The 15,640-nt window shown below is 60.5% G+C and carries 15 protein-coding genes and 4 pseudogenes; 11 read left to right on the top strand and 8 right to left on the bottom strand.

Annotated features, from left to right (window positions below; all coding sequences use genetic code 11):
* Window positions 1–143: 143 nt before the first annotated feature.
* Window positions 144–382, bottom strand: a pseudogene (locus EN745_RS36770) (P-type conjugative transfer protein TrbG); the annotation flags it as partial.
* Between EN745_RS36770 and EN745_RS02940 the strand changes: the two are divergent.
* The 3 pseudogenes from EN745_RS02940 to EN745_RS02930 form a co-directional block, all read left to right on the top strand.
* A pseudogene (locus EN745_RS02940) lies at window positions 379–1,055 on the top strand (class I tRNA ligase family protein); the annotation flags it as partial. The pseudogenes EN745_RS36770 and EN745_RS02940 sit on opposite strands and share 4 nt — an antisense overlap.
* A 13-nt stretch (window positions 1,056–1,068) precedes the next feature.
* A pseudogene (locus EN745_RS02935) lies at window positions 1,069–1,954 on the top strand (MFS transporter); the annotation flags it as partial.
* A 766-nt stretch (window positions 1,955–2,720) separates the two neighbouring features.
* A pseudogene (locus EN745_RS02930) lies at window positions 2,721–3,691 on the top strand (aldehyde dehydrogenase family protein); the annotation flags it as partial.
* Window positions 3,692–3,738: 47 nt separating this feature from the next.
* Here EN745_RS02930 and EN745_RS02925 read toward each other — a convergent pair.
* From EN745_RS02925 to EN745_RS02910, 4 genes are read right to left on the bottom strand one after another with little or no spacing between them, the layout of a single operon-like run.
* Window positions 3,739–4,986 (bottom strand): ATP-binding protein, encoded by a 1,248-nt coding sequence (locus EN745_RS02925; protein WP_127420514.1) that lies wholly within the window; start codon window positions 4,984–4,986, stop codon window positions 3,739–3,741.
* Complete coding sequence (locus EN745_RS02920) at window positions 4,983–5,495, bottom strand: hypothetical protein (RefSeq protein WP_145991974.1); 513 nt, start codon at window positions 5,493–5,495, stop codon at window positions 4,983–4,985. Before EN745_RS02920 ends, EN745_RS02925 begins: the two co-directional genes overlap by 4 nt.
* A gap of 34 nt (window positions 5,496–5,529) precedes the next feature.
* On the bottom strand, window positions 5,530–6,234 hold the full coding sequence (locus EN745_RS02915) for an FkbM family methyltransferase (protein ID WP_127420512.1): 705 nt from the start codon (window positions 6,232–6,234) through the stop codon (window positions 5,530–5,532).
* Between the two features lie 4 nt (window positions 6,235–6,238).
* The gene (locus EN745_RS02910) at window positions 6,239–6,868 is read right to left on the bottom strand and encodes a response regulator (protein WP_126092765.1); all 630 of its coding nucleotides are present in this window, start codon (window positions 6,866–6,868) and stop codon (window positions 6,239–6,241) included.
* A gap of 144 nt (window positions 6,869–7,012) precedes the next feature.
* On the opposite strand from EN745_RS02910, the gene EN745_RS02905 reads away from it, so the two are divergent.
* On the top strand, window positions 7,013–7,360 hold the full coding sequence (locus EN745_RS02905; RefSeq protein ID WP_127420511.1) for a hypothetical protein: 348 nt from the start codon (window positions 7,013–7,015) through the stop codon (window positions 7,358–7,360).
* On the opposite strand, the gene EN745_RS35910 is transcribed toward EN745_RS02905, so the two are convergent.
* Genes EN745_RS35910 through EN745_RS02895 form a run of 3 tightly spaced genes read right to left on the bottom strand, consistent with a single transcriptional unit; the run spans window position 7,357 to window position 8,697 of the window.
* A complete protein-coding gene (locus EN745_RS35910; RefSeq protein WP_189362939.1) occupies window positions 7,357–7,521 on the bottom strand; it encodes a hypothetical protein in 165 nt (54 codons plus the stop codon). The two genes, EN745_RS02905 and EN745_RS35910, sit on opposite strands and share 4 nt — an antisense overlap.
* Window positions 7,518–8,018: a thermonuclease family protein gene (locus tag EN745_RS02900; RefSeq protein ID WP_127420510.1), complete on the bottom strand. Its 501-nt coding sequence runs from the start codon at window positions 8,016–8,018 to the stop codon at window positions 7,518–7,520. Before EN745_RS02900 ends, EN745_RS35910 begins: the two co-directional genes overlap by 4 nt.
* A 37-nt stretch (window positions 8,019–8,055) precedes the next feature.
* On the bottom strand, window positions 8,056–8,697 hold the full coding sequence (locus EN745_RS02895) for a hypothetical protein (RefSeq protein ID WP_127420509.1): 642 nt from the start codon (window positions 8,695–8,697) through the stop codon (window positions 8,056–8,058).
* Window positions 8,698–8,764: 67 nt separating this feature from the next.
* Between EN745_RS02895 and EN745_RS02890 the strand changes: the two genes are divergently transcribed.
* The 7 genes from EN745_RS02890 to EN745_RS02860 all read left to right on the top strand — a co-directional run bounded on the left by EN745_RS02890 (window position 8,765) and on the right by EN745_RS02860 (window position 15,573).
* Complete coding sequence (locus tag EN745_RS02890; protein WP_127420508.1) at window positions 8,765–9,442, top strand: lytic transglycosylase domain-containing protein; 678 nt, start codon at window positions 8,765–8,767, stop codon at window positions 9,440–9,442.
* A gap of 17 nt (window positions 9,443–9,459) precedes the next feature.
* The gene (locus tag EN745_RS02885; protein WP_127420507.1) at window positions 9,460–9,774 is read left to right on the top strand and encodes a TrbC/VirB2 family protein; all 315 of its coding nucleotides are present in this window, start codon (window positions 9,460–9,462) and stop codon (window positions 9,772–9,774) included.
* Window positions 9,775–9,777: 3 nt separating this feature from the next.
* Window positions 9,778–10,071, top strand: a complete 294-nt coding sequence (locus EN745_RS02880) for a VirB3 family type IV secretion system protein (RefSeq protein ID WP_127420506.1) — start codon at window positions 9,778–9,780, stop codon at window positions 10,069–10,071.
* Complete coding sequence (locus EN745_RS02875; RefSeq protein ID WP_127420505.1) at window positions 10,068–12,470, top strand: VirB4 family type IV secretion system protein; 2,403 nt, start codon at window positions 10,068–10,070, stop codon at window positions 12,468–12,470. The genes EN745_RS02880 and EN745_RS02875 overlap by 4 nt, the downstream gene beginning before the upstream one ends.
* The gene (locus EN745_RS02870) at window positions 12,454–13,614 is read left to right on the top strand and encodes a lytic transglycosylase domain-containing protein (protein WP_127420504.1); all 1,161 of its coding nucleotides are present in this window, start codon (window positions 12,454–12,456) and stop codon (window positions 13,612–13,614) included. The genes EN745_RS02875 and EN745_RS02870 overlap by 17 nt, the downstream gene beginning before the upstream one ends.
* Before the next feature lie 11 nt (window positions 13,615–13,625).
* Window positions 13,626–14,360: a type IV secretion system protein gene (locus EN745_RS02865; protein WP_127420503.1), complete on the top strand. Its 735-nt coding sequence runs from the start codon at window positions 13,626–13,628 to the stop codon at window positions 14,358–14,360.
* 220 nt (window positions 14,361–14,580) lie between these two features.
* Entirely contained in the window at window positions 14,581–15,573 is a 993-nt protein-coding gene (locus EN745_RS02860) for a type IV secretion system protein (protein WP_189362938.1), read from the top strand.
* Window positions 15,574–15,640: the final 67 nt, after the last annotated feature.

The raw sequence follows: 15,640 nt of genomic DNA, 5'->3' as shown, positions 1-15,640 counted from the left end.
TTGCCCGAATCCAATCCTATTGACCTATAACAGACACGAATTCTAGTATGGCTCAATGGTATTTTGTTTCAAAAGTCCCGACGGCACCGAGGAGCCAGCCTCAGTTCGCCCTAGGTGATCATGGAAGAGCGCACCGCTCGAATAGGATAGATTTGCACGGCGTTGATGAAGCCGGCGCGCACCGGCTGATGCGGGCCGCGGAATTGGCCCGGTTGACACGCACAGTTGGATTGGCTGCTTCAGGGGTCGTCTTGCCACCCGCTAGCGGCTTCAACTGCCCGGGCTGCGGCAAGGGCTTGGGCAACTCGACGATTTTGACCGGCGCTGGCGGACCGGCGGTGAGCTTCGCCGGTGCTGCGCTGTCATAATCGATGTTCGGCGGACCCGACTGCCGGAACGGGCGCAGTCAAGATGACCCCTGCGCATGATTTCAACGACTTTGAAGTTGGCAAGCGTTGCGGTCTGCGTCTGGTCAACATCCTGACACCCGAGGCGCGGATCACCTTCAAGGACAATAGGATTTCCTCGAAGGTCTCGATCGTCCCGCCGCCCTGCATGGCGCCTGGGATGAACTGGAGGGCAAGGATCGTTTCGAGGCTCGCAAAATCGTCGTGCGCATCATCGAAGAGGCAGGCCTGCTCGACAAAGTCGAGCCGCACAAGCACATGGTCCCGCATAGGGACCGCGGCGGCGTGCCGATGGAGGCCAGGCTGACGGAACAGTGGTTCGTCGATAACAAGACCTTGGGACAGCCCGGGCTGGAATCGGTGCGCGAAGGACGAACCAGGTTCGTACCGCGCAGCGGGAGAACACCTATTTTAACTGGCTGGAGAACAGCCCTGGTGGACCTCGCGCCAGCTCTGGTGGGGTCACCAGATACCGACATGGTATGGACCGGACGGCCAAGTCTTTGTCGAAAAAACCGAAGAGGCGCTGCAGGCGGCGATCCAGCATTACTTGGCCTCGAAGGGCCTTGGAAGGCCTGGGTCGAGGACAAGCTCAAGAATTTTCAGCCGGGCGAAATTCTGACCCGGGACGAAGACGTGCTCGACACCTCCAGCCTCAAGGTTGGTCCGCGACCAGCTGGCGGGCGGCCCCATTGTTTACGGCGTCCTGTTGGCCGGCTTCGGCGCTGGCCCTTTGTCGCGGGTGACAGCAACGGCCACTTGAGACGCATCGCTTCGCAAGAACTATTGATCGCGCTTTCGTGCATAGGCTGCGCAACGTGCTGCCTTTTTGCTGGCCCTCACCTCATCGGTGGCTGTCGCGGCGATTGCGCTCGCGATCGGTGGCGCAGGCTGGGTTGTGACCTGGACCGGAACCGACGTGTGTGCAGTTGGCAAGCCCCAGGTGGGTCGTTGGTCGTACCCTATCGATCTACTACGCTTTGACCTACGGCGGCATGGCAGCTGGCAGTTGGGTCTGGGGTGCTGTCGCGCAGAACTATTCAATCGCGTGGGCTTTCGAAGGCGCTGCAGTGGCACTGCTGCTGGTCGCAGCAGCGGGAAAGATATTGCCCATCCGACTTTGGGAAGAATCGGATCAGGGCGCGTCCGAGTTCACTCCACCAGAACTGGCACTCACTGTCAGGCCGAGGAGTGGTCCGATCGTGGTCAAGGTGGAGCATTCGATCCCCGAAGCCAACATCGAGGCTTTCCTGCGTTGCATGCACCAAAGGCGGCGCGTCCAGAGCCGTGCCGGTGCGCGCAACTGGACGCTACAGCGAAACCTTCTGAAGCCGACGCTGTGGACCGAGACATGCCGGACGCCCACATGGAGGGATTATCTTCGTCTAAACCACCGGCTGACCGTGGCTGACAGGGAGCTGCGCGAGCGCCTTGCCGCTCTGCAGGTCGGTGATTGTCCTCCTCGTTTGACACTTTCCATCGAGCGGTCGACAAGCTCGGCCACCGACAGGCAAGTTCAGCCTGTGCCGTTTGTGTCGCGTCCCTAAGTTCGTCCGAAAGAGCACCACTCTCGGCGGGAAGGACTGCCGTTTCCCCATTTTTAGAGTCGCTGAAAAAGCCCTTCGCCTAAAGCGGATTATTGTGGGTCTCTGTCGTATTTGCAATGCGCATTGCCGGGTAGAATGATGGCAGTGGAACCGCTCAGAAAGGGGCAATGGGGCAGCTAGCCGCCCCGACAGCTCACAGCTGGCCATTCATTCCGCAGCCCAGGTAGTGCCGTTGGGAAGCGGTAACCAGCGGTAAGGCGGCTCAGACCGTCACGCTCCCACAGCCATTCTCCAGCGGGATGATCATCATCGGCCCGGAGGTCAGGAGGGTCAGCCGCTGAAAGAGGACAATGGCAACCCCGCAATCACAAGACCGACGGTACGATACGGCCAGTTCACGGCTCGCCTGCCAAAATGGAGGGCCGGCTTCGGAATCGGGGCACCGTCACGTGCTGTTCGCGGCCCCGGAGGCTTTGCGGCCTGCTATCCCCAGAGCGAAGCCCGCAGGAACTGAGCCTTGCCCGTTTCGTGCGCCAGCATTTTGTGTGGGGCCAGCCAGATCGGCCGAGAAACGCTCCGCTAGGTTTTTGGGTTTCATCTCCGGTGATCGCCACCTCGGTGATCGCGCCGCGCTGCGTGCGGAGAGCCGTCGGTTGGGATTCCCAGCCCGACCTAAGTTACCAATATCTGTCGAAGGGGCTTTCCGGCAGCGAGATCGTGAGTTCGGACGGTGCGGAGGAGCATCCCGTTATAATCGGATTGATTAAAGCCTTCGGAGAAGACGTCGCTGACTGCCCTCGCATCGCAGGCGATCCTCGAACGCGCGATCGCGCGCTTCGGCGAAGCTCCGGCGAACCTCTCCTTGTCGGCGACCGCTCCATAGGCGAGATCCTCTTTGATCACCCGACGGTGGCGCTGGTTTCCGCAACCGGGTCGACCCGCATGGGCAGAGAGGTTTGGCCCCGCCTGGCGCATCGCTTCGCACGCTCTATCCTTGAGCTCGGCGGCAACAACGCTGGCATCGTATGCCCGTCTGCCGATCTCGACATGGCGCTCAGCGCGCTAGCGTTCGGGGCCATGGGTACGCCCGGACAGCGCTGCAACGCTGCGCCGCCTGTTCGTGTAGGAGAGTGTCTACGATAAGCTGGTTCCGCGCCTGACGAAGGCTTACCAGAGCGTCTCGGTAGGCAACCCCCTGGAAACGTCTGCCCTCGTCGGTCCTCTGATCGATAAGCAAGCGTTCGAAAACATGCAGAAGGCGCTCGCTTCGGCGAAGGCCGAAGCGGTTCGGTGACCGGGGGCGACCGTGTCTTCGATGCCGGCAGCGACAGCGCCTATTACGTGAGGCCCGCGTCGTCGAGATGCCGAGGCAGTCCGGACCGGTGGTCGATGAAAGGTTCGCGCCGATCCTTTACATTATGAAGTATTCCGATTTTGACCGGGTCATCGCGGAACACAATGCGGTAACCGCCGGCCTCTCGTCCTCGATCTTCACGCTCAACATGCAGGAAGCCGAACGCTTCCTCTCCGCCGACGGCTCGGACTGCGATATCGCCAATGTCAATATCGGCACCTCGGGAGCCGAAATAGGCGGCGCGTTCGGCGGCGAAAAGGAGACGGGCGGCGGCCGCGAGTCCGGCTCGGACGCCTGGAAGGCGTACATGCGGCGCGCGACCAATACCGTAAACTGCTCCAATGCACTGCCACTCGCCCAGGGTCTTGTTCGACATCGAGTGACACGCATGAAAGGGAAGAGCCAGGCCTATGCCCCATGAGGCCAACCATTATGCACCGATTGGAATGCGGACCTTGACGACAGTGCCCGCTCCGGGTTTGCTATCGATGAAAAGCCTCCCATTGAGTGTGGCGACCATCTGGGAACAGCCGGTGAGGCCCAGGCCGACGTGATTCCCGGCCCGGGTCGAAAAGAAGGGCGTCTTTGCTTTGCGCAGGACTTCTGGCGTCATGCCGACACCGTTGTCTGCGACCTCCAGGAACAGAACGTTGCGGCGAAAAAAAGGCCGGTGCACGACCGATGCCTTTACGACAACGCTCGGCCTGTCGGTGTTTTCGACCGCCGTGAGCGCGTTCTGCACGAGCTCGCTCAGCACCAGTTGAAACTGGGTTGCCGGCACGGCTTGTGTTCCCGCCTCGGAATCGACTGACAGCTGCACGATGCCGTCCCGACCTTTGAGGTCCAGCAAAAGCTTGGCGAGCGGCAGGACATGCGAATCTCGTTGCAAAAAGGCGATCTTGAGCAAACCGTCATTGATGGATTCGAGCTCATTCGCCGCACTGCGGGCAGCCTTCAACATCTCTTCTCTCGGAGGTTGCTCCGAACCAGTGCCCTCCAGAAACAGTCGCAAAGCGGTGACGCGGGAGCGCGTCATATGCGCGAACAGCGAGGCGAATGAGCGCATGTGTCGATCGCGACGGCTGACGTAAGCGTGACGCTGATGGGTTATGAGATAGAAGATCGCGATCAGTCCCAGCGCAATCGCGAACATGAACCAGTTGCGGGATGCGGCTATATCGATTTGAGCAGTTTCCTGGAGCGTCGTGCTGTGATCAACGGTGGCGCTAGAGATCTCGTACATGTCCTGTTCGAGATTGGTCATGTGGTCGAGGGCATCCGCATAATTGGAACCAGCTTCGACGACCGGCGCGACGTTTTGCTCGACTGTCCGACGCACGTTTTCCAGGAGTTCGATGTCTTTCTGCGGGAAGAAATGCTGCAGGTACGGCAGCGCCAGAAGCTGAGCGATGTTGACGCTCACAAGAGCCATTTGCCGGTTGATGTCAGGATCGAGCTTGCCGGCTTCGTCGGCAAGACGGATATAGCCATGGACCCTGACAAGCCGCTCGCGCACCTGGGTCGCACGCCACTGAATCTCGTAGGTCTGGTTGAGGATCTCGTCCGTCTCTTGCCTGTAGCGGTCCGATCGGACGAACGCCCAAGTGCTGAGGAGGAGGGCGAGCGCCAGCCCGAGATAAGGCAAGGCAGCAAAAAAGCGGCTGGTTCCGAATCTCATTGGTCCGCGCGCAGCACCACCGGGAAGAAGACCCAGATAGCATTACGGGCTGGGACATAGGAGGCGGGCAGGCGATCGAAGGGCCAGACCATGAAGATCGGGCCTTTCTCGTTCATGGTGATGGGGCGGAACTGCTGATCGCCTTTGCATTGTCCTTGGCTTCGGTCATCCTTTGTACATTGGCGCTCGACCGCCAGGATAGGCGCATATGACTGGATCTCGTCCATGCGGAGTTCAGACACGAAGTCGTCGTAGGCGACCACCTTGACTTTAGCGACCTTGGCGAGCCCGGTTTTCGCCCATATGTCCTTCAGCAGGGGCCCCCGATAGACGATCTTCTCGTCCTCTTTCGTCCAGGGCGTGCGCGTATCGTAGGTCTGTTGCGGAAATTCGGTCTTCAACTGCTCGACGGTAAGGGTTTGGATGGCCTTGCCCGATGCATCTTCGAGCGTGAGTGTATCGGGATCCGCGAAGGCGCCGTTGCCGGCCGTTGGCCCGGCAACAGTCATGGCGACTGCGAAGGCAAGACAAGGAGCAAGAGTATCACGCCGCATCTGGTTCAACCTCTTCATATTCGCGTGGGCCGTCGTCCTTGGCGAAAAGCACGCACGGTCCGCGGGAGCCGCGGGGATCATAGGCATAGCCTTTTAGCGCCAATGCCTGGGTGATATCGCGGATTCCGTCCAGTCCATACAAGTGATCATGCAATTCCAGGAAGACGCGCTCGATGCCCGGGAGCTTGGCGTGCTGCAAGAGTTCCCTTTCGGCGCCTTCTATGTCCATAACAAGGACGTTGGCGCCGTGCTGGACGATAAAGTCGTCGGCGTCAGTCGAGACAATCGTCATTTCGCGCTCGTACGGCCCCTGATCTTTGTCCATCGAGGACATCCAGAGGTCCTTGCGGAGATAGAAGGTGAATGGGCGTGGCGGACCGGCTGCAAGAATCCCTTCCAGTAGGACCACGTTGTCCAGATCGTTGGCGTCAACGACGCGCTTGGCAAGGGCGACCGACGCCGGATTTGCTTCGAAGGCCCACACCTGAACGTCCGGGATCTGAGCGATAAGCGAGGTGATGATGCCTATGCCTGAGCCGAGTTCCAGAACCCGATCACCGGGCTTCACGGCCTTCGATATCCACTTGGCTTCCTTGGCTTCATAGGTTTCATTATCGAGGGCCTGCCAGATGACAGGCGAGACGTCGTCGGGGCGCAGGGGCACCTTGATCCCATGGACGGTCATCAATGACATTCGGTTATAGGCCCTGCGGTAGCCTGTGGCCGTTCTTCATTAATTTTGCCCGCGCCTGTTTGTAGTATTTTTCCGCCGAGCTGGGATCGATGCCCAGGCGACCTGCCATCACTTGGTAAAACTGCGTACGCGTCATGCCTGGCTCGCGACGGGTCATCATGTCGATAATCTCCTGTTCTCTTGGCGTCAGGACGGAATAGCGAACGTCGGGCATGGTCATCGCCACACGCGAAAGCCGAACTGCAAATCCGTTGGTGGAAATGTCGTCGAGCACGTCATTGAACACGCCGGGCTCCAGCCCGGTCTTACCGAGATAGCCGGCCGCGCCTATTTGCCGAAAAATTTCGGCCTCAGAATCTTTGTCTGAGCCTGTTACGACGATGTGGATCGCGCTTGGCGAGGCTTCGATGATTGTGCCGACGACGGCCACGCGATCAGCGTCCAGCGTCGGGTCGAAGCCGGGAAGTCCCGGATCAATGACGACCAGATCGAACTCAGCGCTCCGAAGCTCGCGCGCAGCGATTTCCAACGTCTCGGCCCCAAGGACGACACAATTTCCGAGACTCGCCCGAATCTGGTCCATAAGCGCCAGCCGCATCAGATTCTGATCTTCGACAACGAGCGCACGAAACACTGGCAGCAGGTCCTCACTGATCGCTTGGCAGGCAGGTTTTCATCTTTCGCGACAGAAAAATAGGGATGCCATCATCCCTTTTTTCCCCGGCGGGACCGGGACAGTCTTGTTATGCGGGAGGAGCCGAACCACTCGGAGCAGTCGATGCCGATCCAACTTGTGTGCAGCAGCGATGGCGAGCCACGAGAGGCTGATGGAGTCTTGGATCTGATCGCGGCGCACCGCCGCGCCATTTCAGAGCTGCAGTGTCTTGGAAAACGTTTGATGCACGCCGGAGAGGCCGAGGCGGAGCTGATCGGTCCGCGGCTTGACGCTGCCATGAAGAACGAGACGATTATTCGACGGCAGGCAGCGATGGCGCCGGTGGCGGATGTTGGCGAGCTGAAAATCAAAGCCGCATATTTTAAGCGGCTCATCAACAACGGTTGGTGCGACGTGGATGCGGACGACCTGCATGAGCTGCTGCGATCGTTCGCCGAGTTGCCGACCTAAGAAAAGAGAGCGGAAATCCAAGACATGAGCGCATGCCACGCGGCGTAGGCCAGCGCCGGCACCACGATGATGGCGATGAATGCGACGGCGCCGACTATCGCACCGTCCGTGCGGCCCTCGACAGGGTAGTAGTAGCGGCTCGATTGATCCTCGTGGTTCATTGCTTGCGCTCCCCTGCCCGTCTCAGCAGAAGTTCAATGGGATGTTGAAACGTCGTCGCCCACAGACCATCAGCTTTCATCTTCGCGTTGAGCTCAGCCACCAGATAGTTGGCGCTGACGGCGTTTCCTTTCGCATCGGTGGCGGCGAAGGCGTAGCCGGCCGCGATGAGGGCGGTGCCGAGGTCGATCGTATTGCCGTCGAGTTTCGCGCCACACACCACAAAGGTCGCTCTATCGAGCGCCAAGGCAATAGGCTGACAAGTCACGGCCGTCGTCGAAAACAAGGCGGCCAGGTGGGCGAGCGAGACGTTGCCGCAATCGAGCTCTTGGCCATTGGCATCCAGGGCGACCGTGCCGCGCAAGCATGATTGCACGCCATAAAGCCGGTAAAGCTTACTGCCGTCGCGCCACGTATCTCCGGTCAGCAGCTCGACGCTTTTCGACACCAGGAAGGGCGCGGCTGTCGGGCTTGCTGGCACGGCGTCTTCGGCGCTCACGGCGTGGGCGGTCGCGAGTATGATAAGCGCTGCGAGGCTAGTTCGCTTCATCGGTCTGGAACTGCTTGCCGAGATCTAAGGCATGTTCGAGATCCGGTCGCAGCGATTTGCCGTCCTTGTTGCGGCCGATCGCAGCCATATCGAAGAAGACCATAGAATCATCGTCATAAGAGACCGAATAGGGGTCGTTGGCATTGCCAGCCCCGACGAGCGCAAAGCATGAAACCGCGTCCGCTACCCCGGACTGGCTTTTGAGGACCAGCGTCTTGCACAACACGACGGATGCGCGGCTGTTATAGACAGCGTCGTCGTAGTCCCGCACGGCCTTCGTGCAATCCCATTTCTCAGCCTTGTAGGTGATATTGGGTTTCGGGCAGGCCGCGAGCCCACGCAGCCTGTAGATGACGCCGTTGATGACGCGTTCCGTCGCGGACGTGATCTCCACCGGTTTTGCGAGCGGTGTCACCTCGCGCTGAAAAAGGCCTCCGCGTGCGTCATAGCGCTCGTAGACGAAGGTCTTTTCGCCAGGCTTGGCGAACTTTTGCAGATACGCGGTCGAGGGCTGCTCGAACGGATGCGGCTCGTTGGTGCCCAGATCGGCGGCGCGAACGACGGTGCTGTGGAGCAACAATGCCGCGAGGAAGAAAAACAGCTTCATCGGAAAATTGGCCTCGATCATGCTTCTCGTATTGACACTTTACTTTGGCTCCATGTACCCATAGTAAAGTGTCAACCTTGGTAGCGCAATGAAAAACCGGATCGCGCTTGCGCTTTCTCTCTCAGCCGTCATGGCGCCATTCGGCGCCCATGCGGATAACACGAGTTCGACGCGCATCGCGGCGGCGTTTGCACTGCCGGCCCGCCTGGCGGTTTCGACCCGTTCGGCCGCTGAGAACGGTTCGCCGATCGGCGGCGGGTGTGCGCCGACGGATCGCGGGCGGGCCACGGCCTTGGTGCGCCAGATTGCTGAGGAAGAGGGCTTCGATCCCGATCTTACCGAGGCGGTTGCGTGGGCGGAAAGCGACATGGGCGGCAATCAAGGCCCGTCTCGCGCGGGCGCTCTCGGCATCATGCAGCTCATGCCGGCGACAGCGTCGCGTCTCGGTGTGACCGACAGATGTGACGCGAAAGCCAATATCCGTGCCGGCGTCCGCTATCTGAAAGCGCTTTATGACGAGTTCCATGATCCGCTTTTGATGTTGGCGGCCTACAACGCAGGCGAACAGAACGTCTATAAGGCCAAGGGCATCCCGGGGAACGACGAGACCACGAAATACGTGGTCAAAGTGCTCAATCGCTGGAAGCTCGGCAAGCTGATCAAGGCTCCCATACCCAAGCACGTTGACGATCATCACGCAGCCGCGACCGGCGCGGTCGATGGCGTCGCCTGGCAAGACGGTCACGTCATCGATTTTGGCAACTGAATAGGAGTGAGACGAGGATGGATTACAAAAAGGCGGGCAAATTCGCCCTGCAGTTTATGGCCGCCGCGGCGATCGGAATGGCGCTGGCGCCGGCGAGCGCATACGCGCAATCAGCTGCCCCGGTCGAGGGCGTGCTGGAATGGTTCGTCGGCGTGCTCCAGGGCAGCATTGCTCGATCTTTCGGGATCATAGCAGTTTGCTTTCTCGGCTTCCTCGCCATGACCGGGAGACTGGTCTGGATGATGGCGCTTTCGATCATCATCGGCATCGCTCTGGTCTTTGGCGCCGCAGCTCTGGTCGATTCCATCCGATCGACCGCTGGAGGCGCGTGACCGATGGAGGATGAAGAGGTCTATGTCGAACCGGTAAGCCTGCCTTTTACGCGCCCGCCGATGAAATGGGGTGTGCGCTACGAGGTGTTCGCACTTAACGGCATGGCTGCCGTCATCGGATTCATCGCGACCAGCAGCTTCACGCTCGGCCTCGGCCTGTTCAGCGCGACGCATCTGATCAGCGCCTATCTGTGCCAGCGCGACCCATACATTTTTCACATAGTCGAGCGCCGGCTGTCGAAGCGGGGCGCGGTCGCCAACTCAGGCTTTTGGGGCGCGAGGAGCTATTCGCCGTGACCGTAACCGCCGACCTGAAATTCGCTAAAGCGCGTAAACGGGAAAAGCCTGTCGAGGCGCATGTCCCCTATTTGCGCCATATCGACGACAATCTGGTGGTCACCAAAAGCGGCTTTCTCGTCGGGGTCATTCAGCTCAGCGGCCTGCCTTTCCAGACCATGGATCAGGCAGAGCTCAACAACCGCCTGTTCAATCGCAACACGACATTCCGGAATCTCTCCACCTCCCGTTTTGCCGCCTATGCGACCATCATCCGGCGTCACGTCACACCGGAGATCGAAGGGGATTTCGACAACCCTTTCGTGGCGGAACTCGATGCCCGCTACATGGACGAGCTGGGCTCAAAGAACCTGTTCGTCAACGAGGCCTTTTTGACGCTGATCCGCCGGCCGATGGTCGGGCGTGTCGGCTGGGTCGACAGGGCGCTCAACGCGTTCCGCATCAGCACGGCCGGCGAAGAGACACGTGAAGAGGCCATGGCCGAACTGCACGATGTCCTCAACGGCGTGGTCAAGGACTTTTCCGCCTATGGCGCGCGGCTCTTGGGCGTGGTGACACGGCGCGACAGCCTGTTTTCCGAACCCGCCGAATTCATCGCCAAGATCCTTGCCGGCGGCGCTGATGTCGAAATGCCGCTGCCGCGCATGAGCTTGGCGAGCGCCTGTGCGACCCGGCAAATCTTCTTCGGCAAGTCCGCTCTGGAGATCAGTGGAGCGCAGCCAACCAAGATTGGCGCCATGGTGTCGATCAAGGAATACCCTCCCTTCACGGCACCCGGGTCGCTGGACGGTCTGTTGCGGCTGCCGCATGAATTCATCCTGACGCAGTCATTCGCGATTGAGGATCGCGTGACGGCCATGCGCCGCATCAACACGATCTCGAACCAGGTCAGCGGTTCGGATGAGGCCGGGACCACGGTCGAGGATTCGGTGCACGCCGGCGCTGACAAGCTTGCCGGTGGCGAGGTTGTTTTCGGGCAGCACCACATGACGGTGATGGCGCTGGCTGCCGACATCCAAGGGCTCAACCGCTCCCTGTCCGACATCACGGCCGAACTGGCGCGCATGTCGATCGTGCCGGTGCGGGAAACGCTCAACACCGAACTTGCGTTTTGGGCACAGCTGCCCGGCAATTTCAGCTACATTGCGCGCCGCGCCCTCATCTCGTCGCTGAACTTTGCCGGGTTGTTCTCGGGTCACAATTTTCCCTCAGGCCAGCGTGAGGGACTGCACTGGAAGCGGCCAATCGCGCTGCTCGAGACGACCAGCCAGACAGCCTATTATTTCAACTTTCACGTTCACGACGTCGGCCATTTCACTGTTTTCGGTCCGACCGGTTCGGGCAAGACGGTCGTGCTGTCGTTCCTGATGGCGCAGGCAATGAGGATTTCGCCGCGACCGCGATGCGTCTACTTCGACTATATGCGCGGCGCCGAGCTTTTCATTCGCGCGCTCGGCGGCCGCTACGAGGTCATGGAGCCGATGCAGGCCACCGGCTTTGCGCCGCTCCAGTTGGAAGACACTGCAGAAAACCGCACGTTTCTGGAAGGGCTGCTACGCTACTTGCTCACCCCTGACGACGCTTCGCTCGACGTGGCGGAAATGCGCGTGATCAACACGGCCGTCGACAAGGTCTACAAGATCCCGCGCCAACAGCGCACGTTCGAGTTGCTGCCGGAAGTGCTGCGCGGCTCGCTGGCGCCAGGAATGAACGATCTCGCGGCGCGGATTGAACCGTGGCTCGACCCTGGCGACAAGGGCTGGCTTTTCAACAACCCCGTCGATCTCGTCGATTTCTCGAAGCCGGTGGTCGGGTTCGACATGACAAAAATCCTGGCCGACAAGAAATTGCGCTCGGCCGCCCTGCTCTACATCTTCCATCGGCTCGAAGAGATCATCGATGGCACGCCGCTTCTGATGTTCCTCGATGAAGGCTGGAAGCTGCTCGATGACGAGGTGTTTTCCGCCTTCATCAACGAGACGCTGAAAACGATCCGCCGGCGCAACGGCGTCGTCGGCTTTGGCACCCAGACGGCCGAGGATGTGGTCAACTCGTCGATCTCGTCCTCGCTGATCGAGCAGACGAAAACCAACATCTTTTTCCCCAATCCGAAGGCGAGCAAAGATACCTACATGGCGCGCTTTTCGCTGACGGCGAAGGAGTTCGAATTCGTGCGCCGTACGCCCAAGGAAACGCGCACGTTCCTGGTCAAGCACGACAGCGATTCCGTCGTGGCGAAGCTCGACCTCTCGGCCATGCCCGACCTCGTCAAGGTGCTGTCGACCAACGAAGCCAGCATCAAGGAATGCGAACGGCTGCGCGAGACTTACGGGCAAGAGCCGGAAGCGTGGCTGCCATACCTTTGCGGATGGGAGAGAGAGCATGAAGAAGCGGCTTAGCACCCTGATCGCCGCTGCCGCGATCATGCCTGGGCAGATGGCGGCTCTCCCGGCGCTGGCCCAGATCGCCGTCATCGACAATTCCAATCTGGATCAGCGCGCGCAGGACGAAGAGCACAGCACGAAGTCGGAAGAAACCAAATCCGACGAGAAGGAGAAGAAAAAGAGCCTCGTTTGCACCTATACGAACAAGTACAGGTCGCAGATGTTCAGCCGCTCGCCTGGCGAGGCGCTGAGCCGCGACGCCGAAAACGCAAAGCTCATCCGTCACTATGCGCAAAAATATGGCGTTCCGGAGGGGCTGGCGCTGTCGGTCGCCTACCAGGAATCCCGCCTGGACAGCTGTGCCGGCTCGCACACCGGCGTCAAGGGCGTGATGCAACTGACAAAAGGAACTGGCAGGCAGCTCGGCTTCGATCGCGACATCAACGAGCAAAACATCGAGGGCGGCGTCAAATATCTCGGCAAAGGCGTCGCGCAGTGTGGCGCCAGCAACTACAGCTGCCTGGCGAGTTTCTATAACGGCTCCAATGCCGCCGAACAGGCTGAGTGGGCCTCGGGCGTCGGCCGATGGCACGGCACCTTCGACAATTACGTCTCCAGCGGACAGGCGCCGCCGGCGGCCCCGCCGGCGGTCAGCATCGTGACCTCGAGCGGACCGGGCGGGGCCGCTCAAAGCGGCGCCCTCGATTCCGTCTCCACAGCCGCGGCCGACCTCGACACCAGCTCCGCACAGGTGTCGGCCAATTCCTCGCGGATCGACGCGCTTGCCGGCGGCGTCGGACAGGTGGGTGACTACAAGGACGCCTGGGAGCTCAACTCGTCCGCTCGAAGTCTTAATGCCGGTGTGACCGGCCAATATATCGGTCAGGCCTCGGACTTCACCGCCCTGCTCGGTCAGTTTCTTTCGTTGAACAACGTCGGAGCCTCGCAGACCGCGCGGACCATCACGCCGCCGCAAGGTGGATCCCCAAATCCATTTTCATGCGACCCGGCCGAGCTGCAACGGCTACGGATCGATCGAAGCCAATGGCTACCCTGTGCGGGCCTGGGCGCCGAGGGCGTTTCGGGGAACGCGCAGTCGGTGCAGATCAACGCCGATCCGACCGGCGCGGCGCGCGCGATTGAAGCAATCCAGGAATAGGAGGTCTGAGAGTGAGAAAAATCTTTATCGCAGCAGGGATGGCATTTTTGGCGAGCGCCGCTCATGCGCAGATCGCCGTCATCGACAATGCGAATTTGGACATTGCCCGCCAGAACGCGGACAACACCAATTCGATCATGGGCTCCAACAAGGACATCCTCGAGAAGAGCAATCAGATCCTGCAAGCGTTGACGGGCAGCCGCAACGGCTCTCTCGGCATCGGCCAGATGGGCCTGGGCGGCAACATGTCGATTGCGCAAGCGCCGAGCTTCGGATCGATCCTCAATGGCGGCGCGCTGTCTTTCGGCGGGCTGTCGCCGCAAATCCAGAAGATCGCCGGCGCGGTCATCAACGGCCTGCAGCTGGTCAAGCAACTCCAGCAGATCAGTGGCAACGGCAGCAGTGCCGTCAACACTGCCTATAGTGGCAGCGTCAACGTCGCCTCGCTGTTGAGCGCCCTCACCTCGCAGGCCTCACAAGGCGTCGCGCAACGCGAACAGTCGTTGCAGTCGGCCAGCGGCCAGATCGGACAGTCCGAGGACGTCAAAGGCTCGGTCGATCAAAACACGCGCATGCAGCTCGAGAACGCACGCGCGGTCAACGAGCTCATCGGCGTCCAGAACGGCGCCGTCGCCGCGCTCAACGAGGAAATGAAGACCCGGCTGTTGCGGCAAAGCCAGGTGCAAAAGCTGATGACGCCGGCGCAAGTCAATCCGTTCGAAAATTTCGGCACAAGCGGGAACTGATCGTGAGGTGCCGAGCGAAACGGATGCCAGCCTGGTGGCGGCGGGTCGGCGTGATCGCCGCAACGGTAGCGAGCGTCATGCTGGGCGGCTGCGCCGGGCCAGGTCGCGAGCTCAAGGCGCCTTGCGCGCCGTTGGCCTATGCTGGCGATACGAGCTGCGGACCCCTAAAGCCGGTCAACGCGCCGCTCTTCGATCGTGTTGTCGAGGCTGGATGAACGGGTTGGCGACAAGCATTCTGGGCGGCATCGATGACGTCGGACGGGGCTTTGTCTCCAGCGTCTACATGCAGCTCGGCTATGCGCTGGGGAATGTCTTCGCGCTCATGCTCACCCTCTATATCATCTGGTGGGGCTACTCGATCCTCAGCGGCCGCGAGGCGATCTCTCCGATCGAGTCGGCGTACCGCCTCGGTCGTGCGGTCGTCATCTATCTGCTGCTGAATGGATGGGGGACGTTCTCCGAGACGATCTACAAGCTCGTGCAAGCCGTGCCGAGCGAAATCGGCAAGATCATCGTCGGTGCCGTCTCGCGCGCCACCGGCAACCAGCTCTCGGATCAAGATGCGATCCCGGCACTGATCGACAATCTCTACCGCGGTGCCCAGGATGTTGCCAATGAGGTCTACAGCGGCACTTTTTACGACATATTCGGCGCGCTGCTTTCCACCATCGTGCTTCTGGCCGCCATCATCTTCTCGGCGCTTGCCATCGCGGCAATCATCGCGGCCAAGATCATGCTGTTCATCACTTTGGCGCTGGCGCCGGTCTGGATTGTGCTTTGGCTCTACCGGTGGTCAACCCGGATGAGCGAGGGATTCATTTCGCTCACCACCTATCTGATTATCCAGCAAATCCTCATCTACGGCTTCCTGGGCTTTTATTTTTCGCTGGTCAATCTGGCCTTGAACACTGCCACCTCGGGAGGCGCCAGCGTCGACAACAAGATGTCGATGGTCCTGCCACTGGTCCTGGTCACGATCATCGGCATCTATGTGCTGATGCAGATCCCGGCGATCGCCTCGATCCTGAACGGTGGCGGGTATCTAAGCACCGTCGGCGCATACCGCTCCTATGGCAATGTGCCCGGCAATGTCGCGCGTGGCACGCGGTTTGTCGCCAACCGGTGGCAGCGGCTGAGATTATCCCGCACCAGCGAGGCGGCGCGATCATCCATTCAGCAAGCGGCGCGCGATAACGCGAGGCCGTTGGCCTAGAGGCGCAAACATCCGCCTGAGAAGTGCTGCTCGAGGGCCGCAGTGGGAGCTTGGACGTGAGGCTAAA

Origin of the sequence: Mesorhizobium sp. M4A.F.Ca.ET.022.05.2.1, assembly GCF_003998845.1 — a bacterium.
GTDB lineage: Bacteria > Pseudomonadota > Alphaproteobacteria > Rhizobiales > Rhizobiaceae > Mesorhizobium.
Note: the sequence above shows the minus strand (reverse complement) of the source record. Positions and strands in the feature narration are given on the sequence as shown.

Coding starts and splice junctions, on each gene's coding strand:
- EN745_RS02905 (WP_127420511.1), top strand. CDS start 7,013: ATGCCGATCCAACTTGTGTGCAGCAGCGATGGCGAGCCACGAGAGGCT.
- EN745_RS02915 (WP_127420512.1), bottom strand. CDS start 6,234: ATGTCATTGATGACCGTCCATGGGATCAAGGTGCCCCTGCGCCCCGAC.
- EN745_RS02925 (WP_127420514.1), bottom strand. CDS start 4,986: ATGAGATTCGGAACCAGCCGCTTTTTTGCTGCCTTGCCTTATCTCGGG.
- EN745_RS02890 (WP_127420508.1), top strand. CDS start 8,765: ATGAAAAACCGGATCGCGCTTGCGCTTTCTCTCTCAGCCGTCATGGCG.
- EN745_RS02885 (WP_127420507.1), top strand. CDS start 9,460: ATGGATTACAAAAAGGCGGGCAAATTCGCCCTGCAGTTTATGGCCGCC.
- EN745_RS02870 (WP_127420504.1), top strand. CDS start 12,454: ATGAAGAAGCGGCTTAGCACCCTGATCGCCGCTGCCGCGATCATGCCT.
- EN745_RS02920 (WP_145991974.1), bottom strand. CDS start 5,495: ATGACTGTTGCCGGGCCAACGGCCGGCAACGGCGCCTTCGCGGATCCC.
- EN745_RS02895 (WP_127420509.1), bottom strand. CDS start 8,697: ATGATCGAGGCCAATTTTCCGATGAAGCTGTTTTTCTTCCTCGCGGCA.
- EN745_RS02880 (WP_127420506.1), top strand. CDS start 9,778: ATGGAGGATGAAGAGGTCTATGTCGAACCGGTAAGCCTGCCTTTTACG.
- EN745_RS35910 (WP_189362939.1), bottom strand. CDS start 7,521: ATGAACCACGAGGATCAATCGAGCCGCTACTACTACCCTGTCGAGGGC.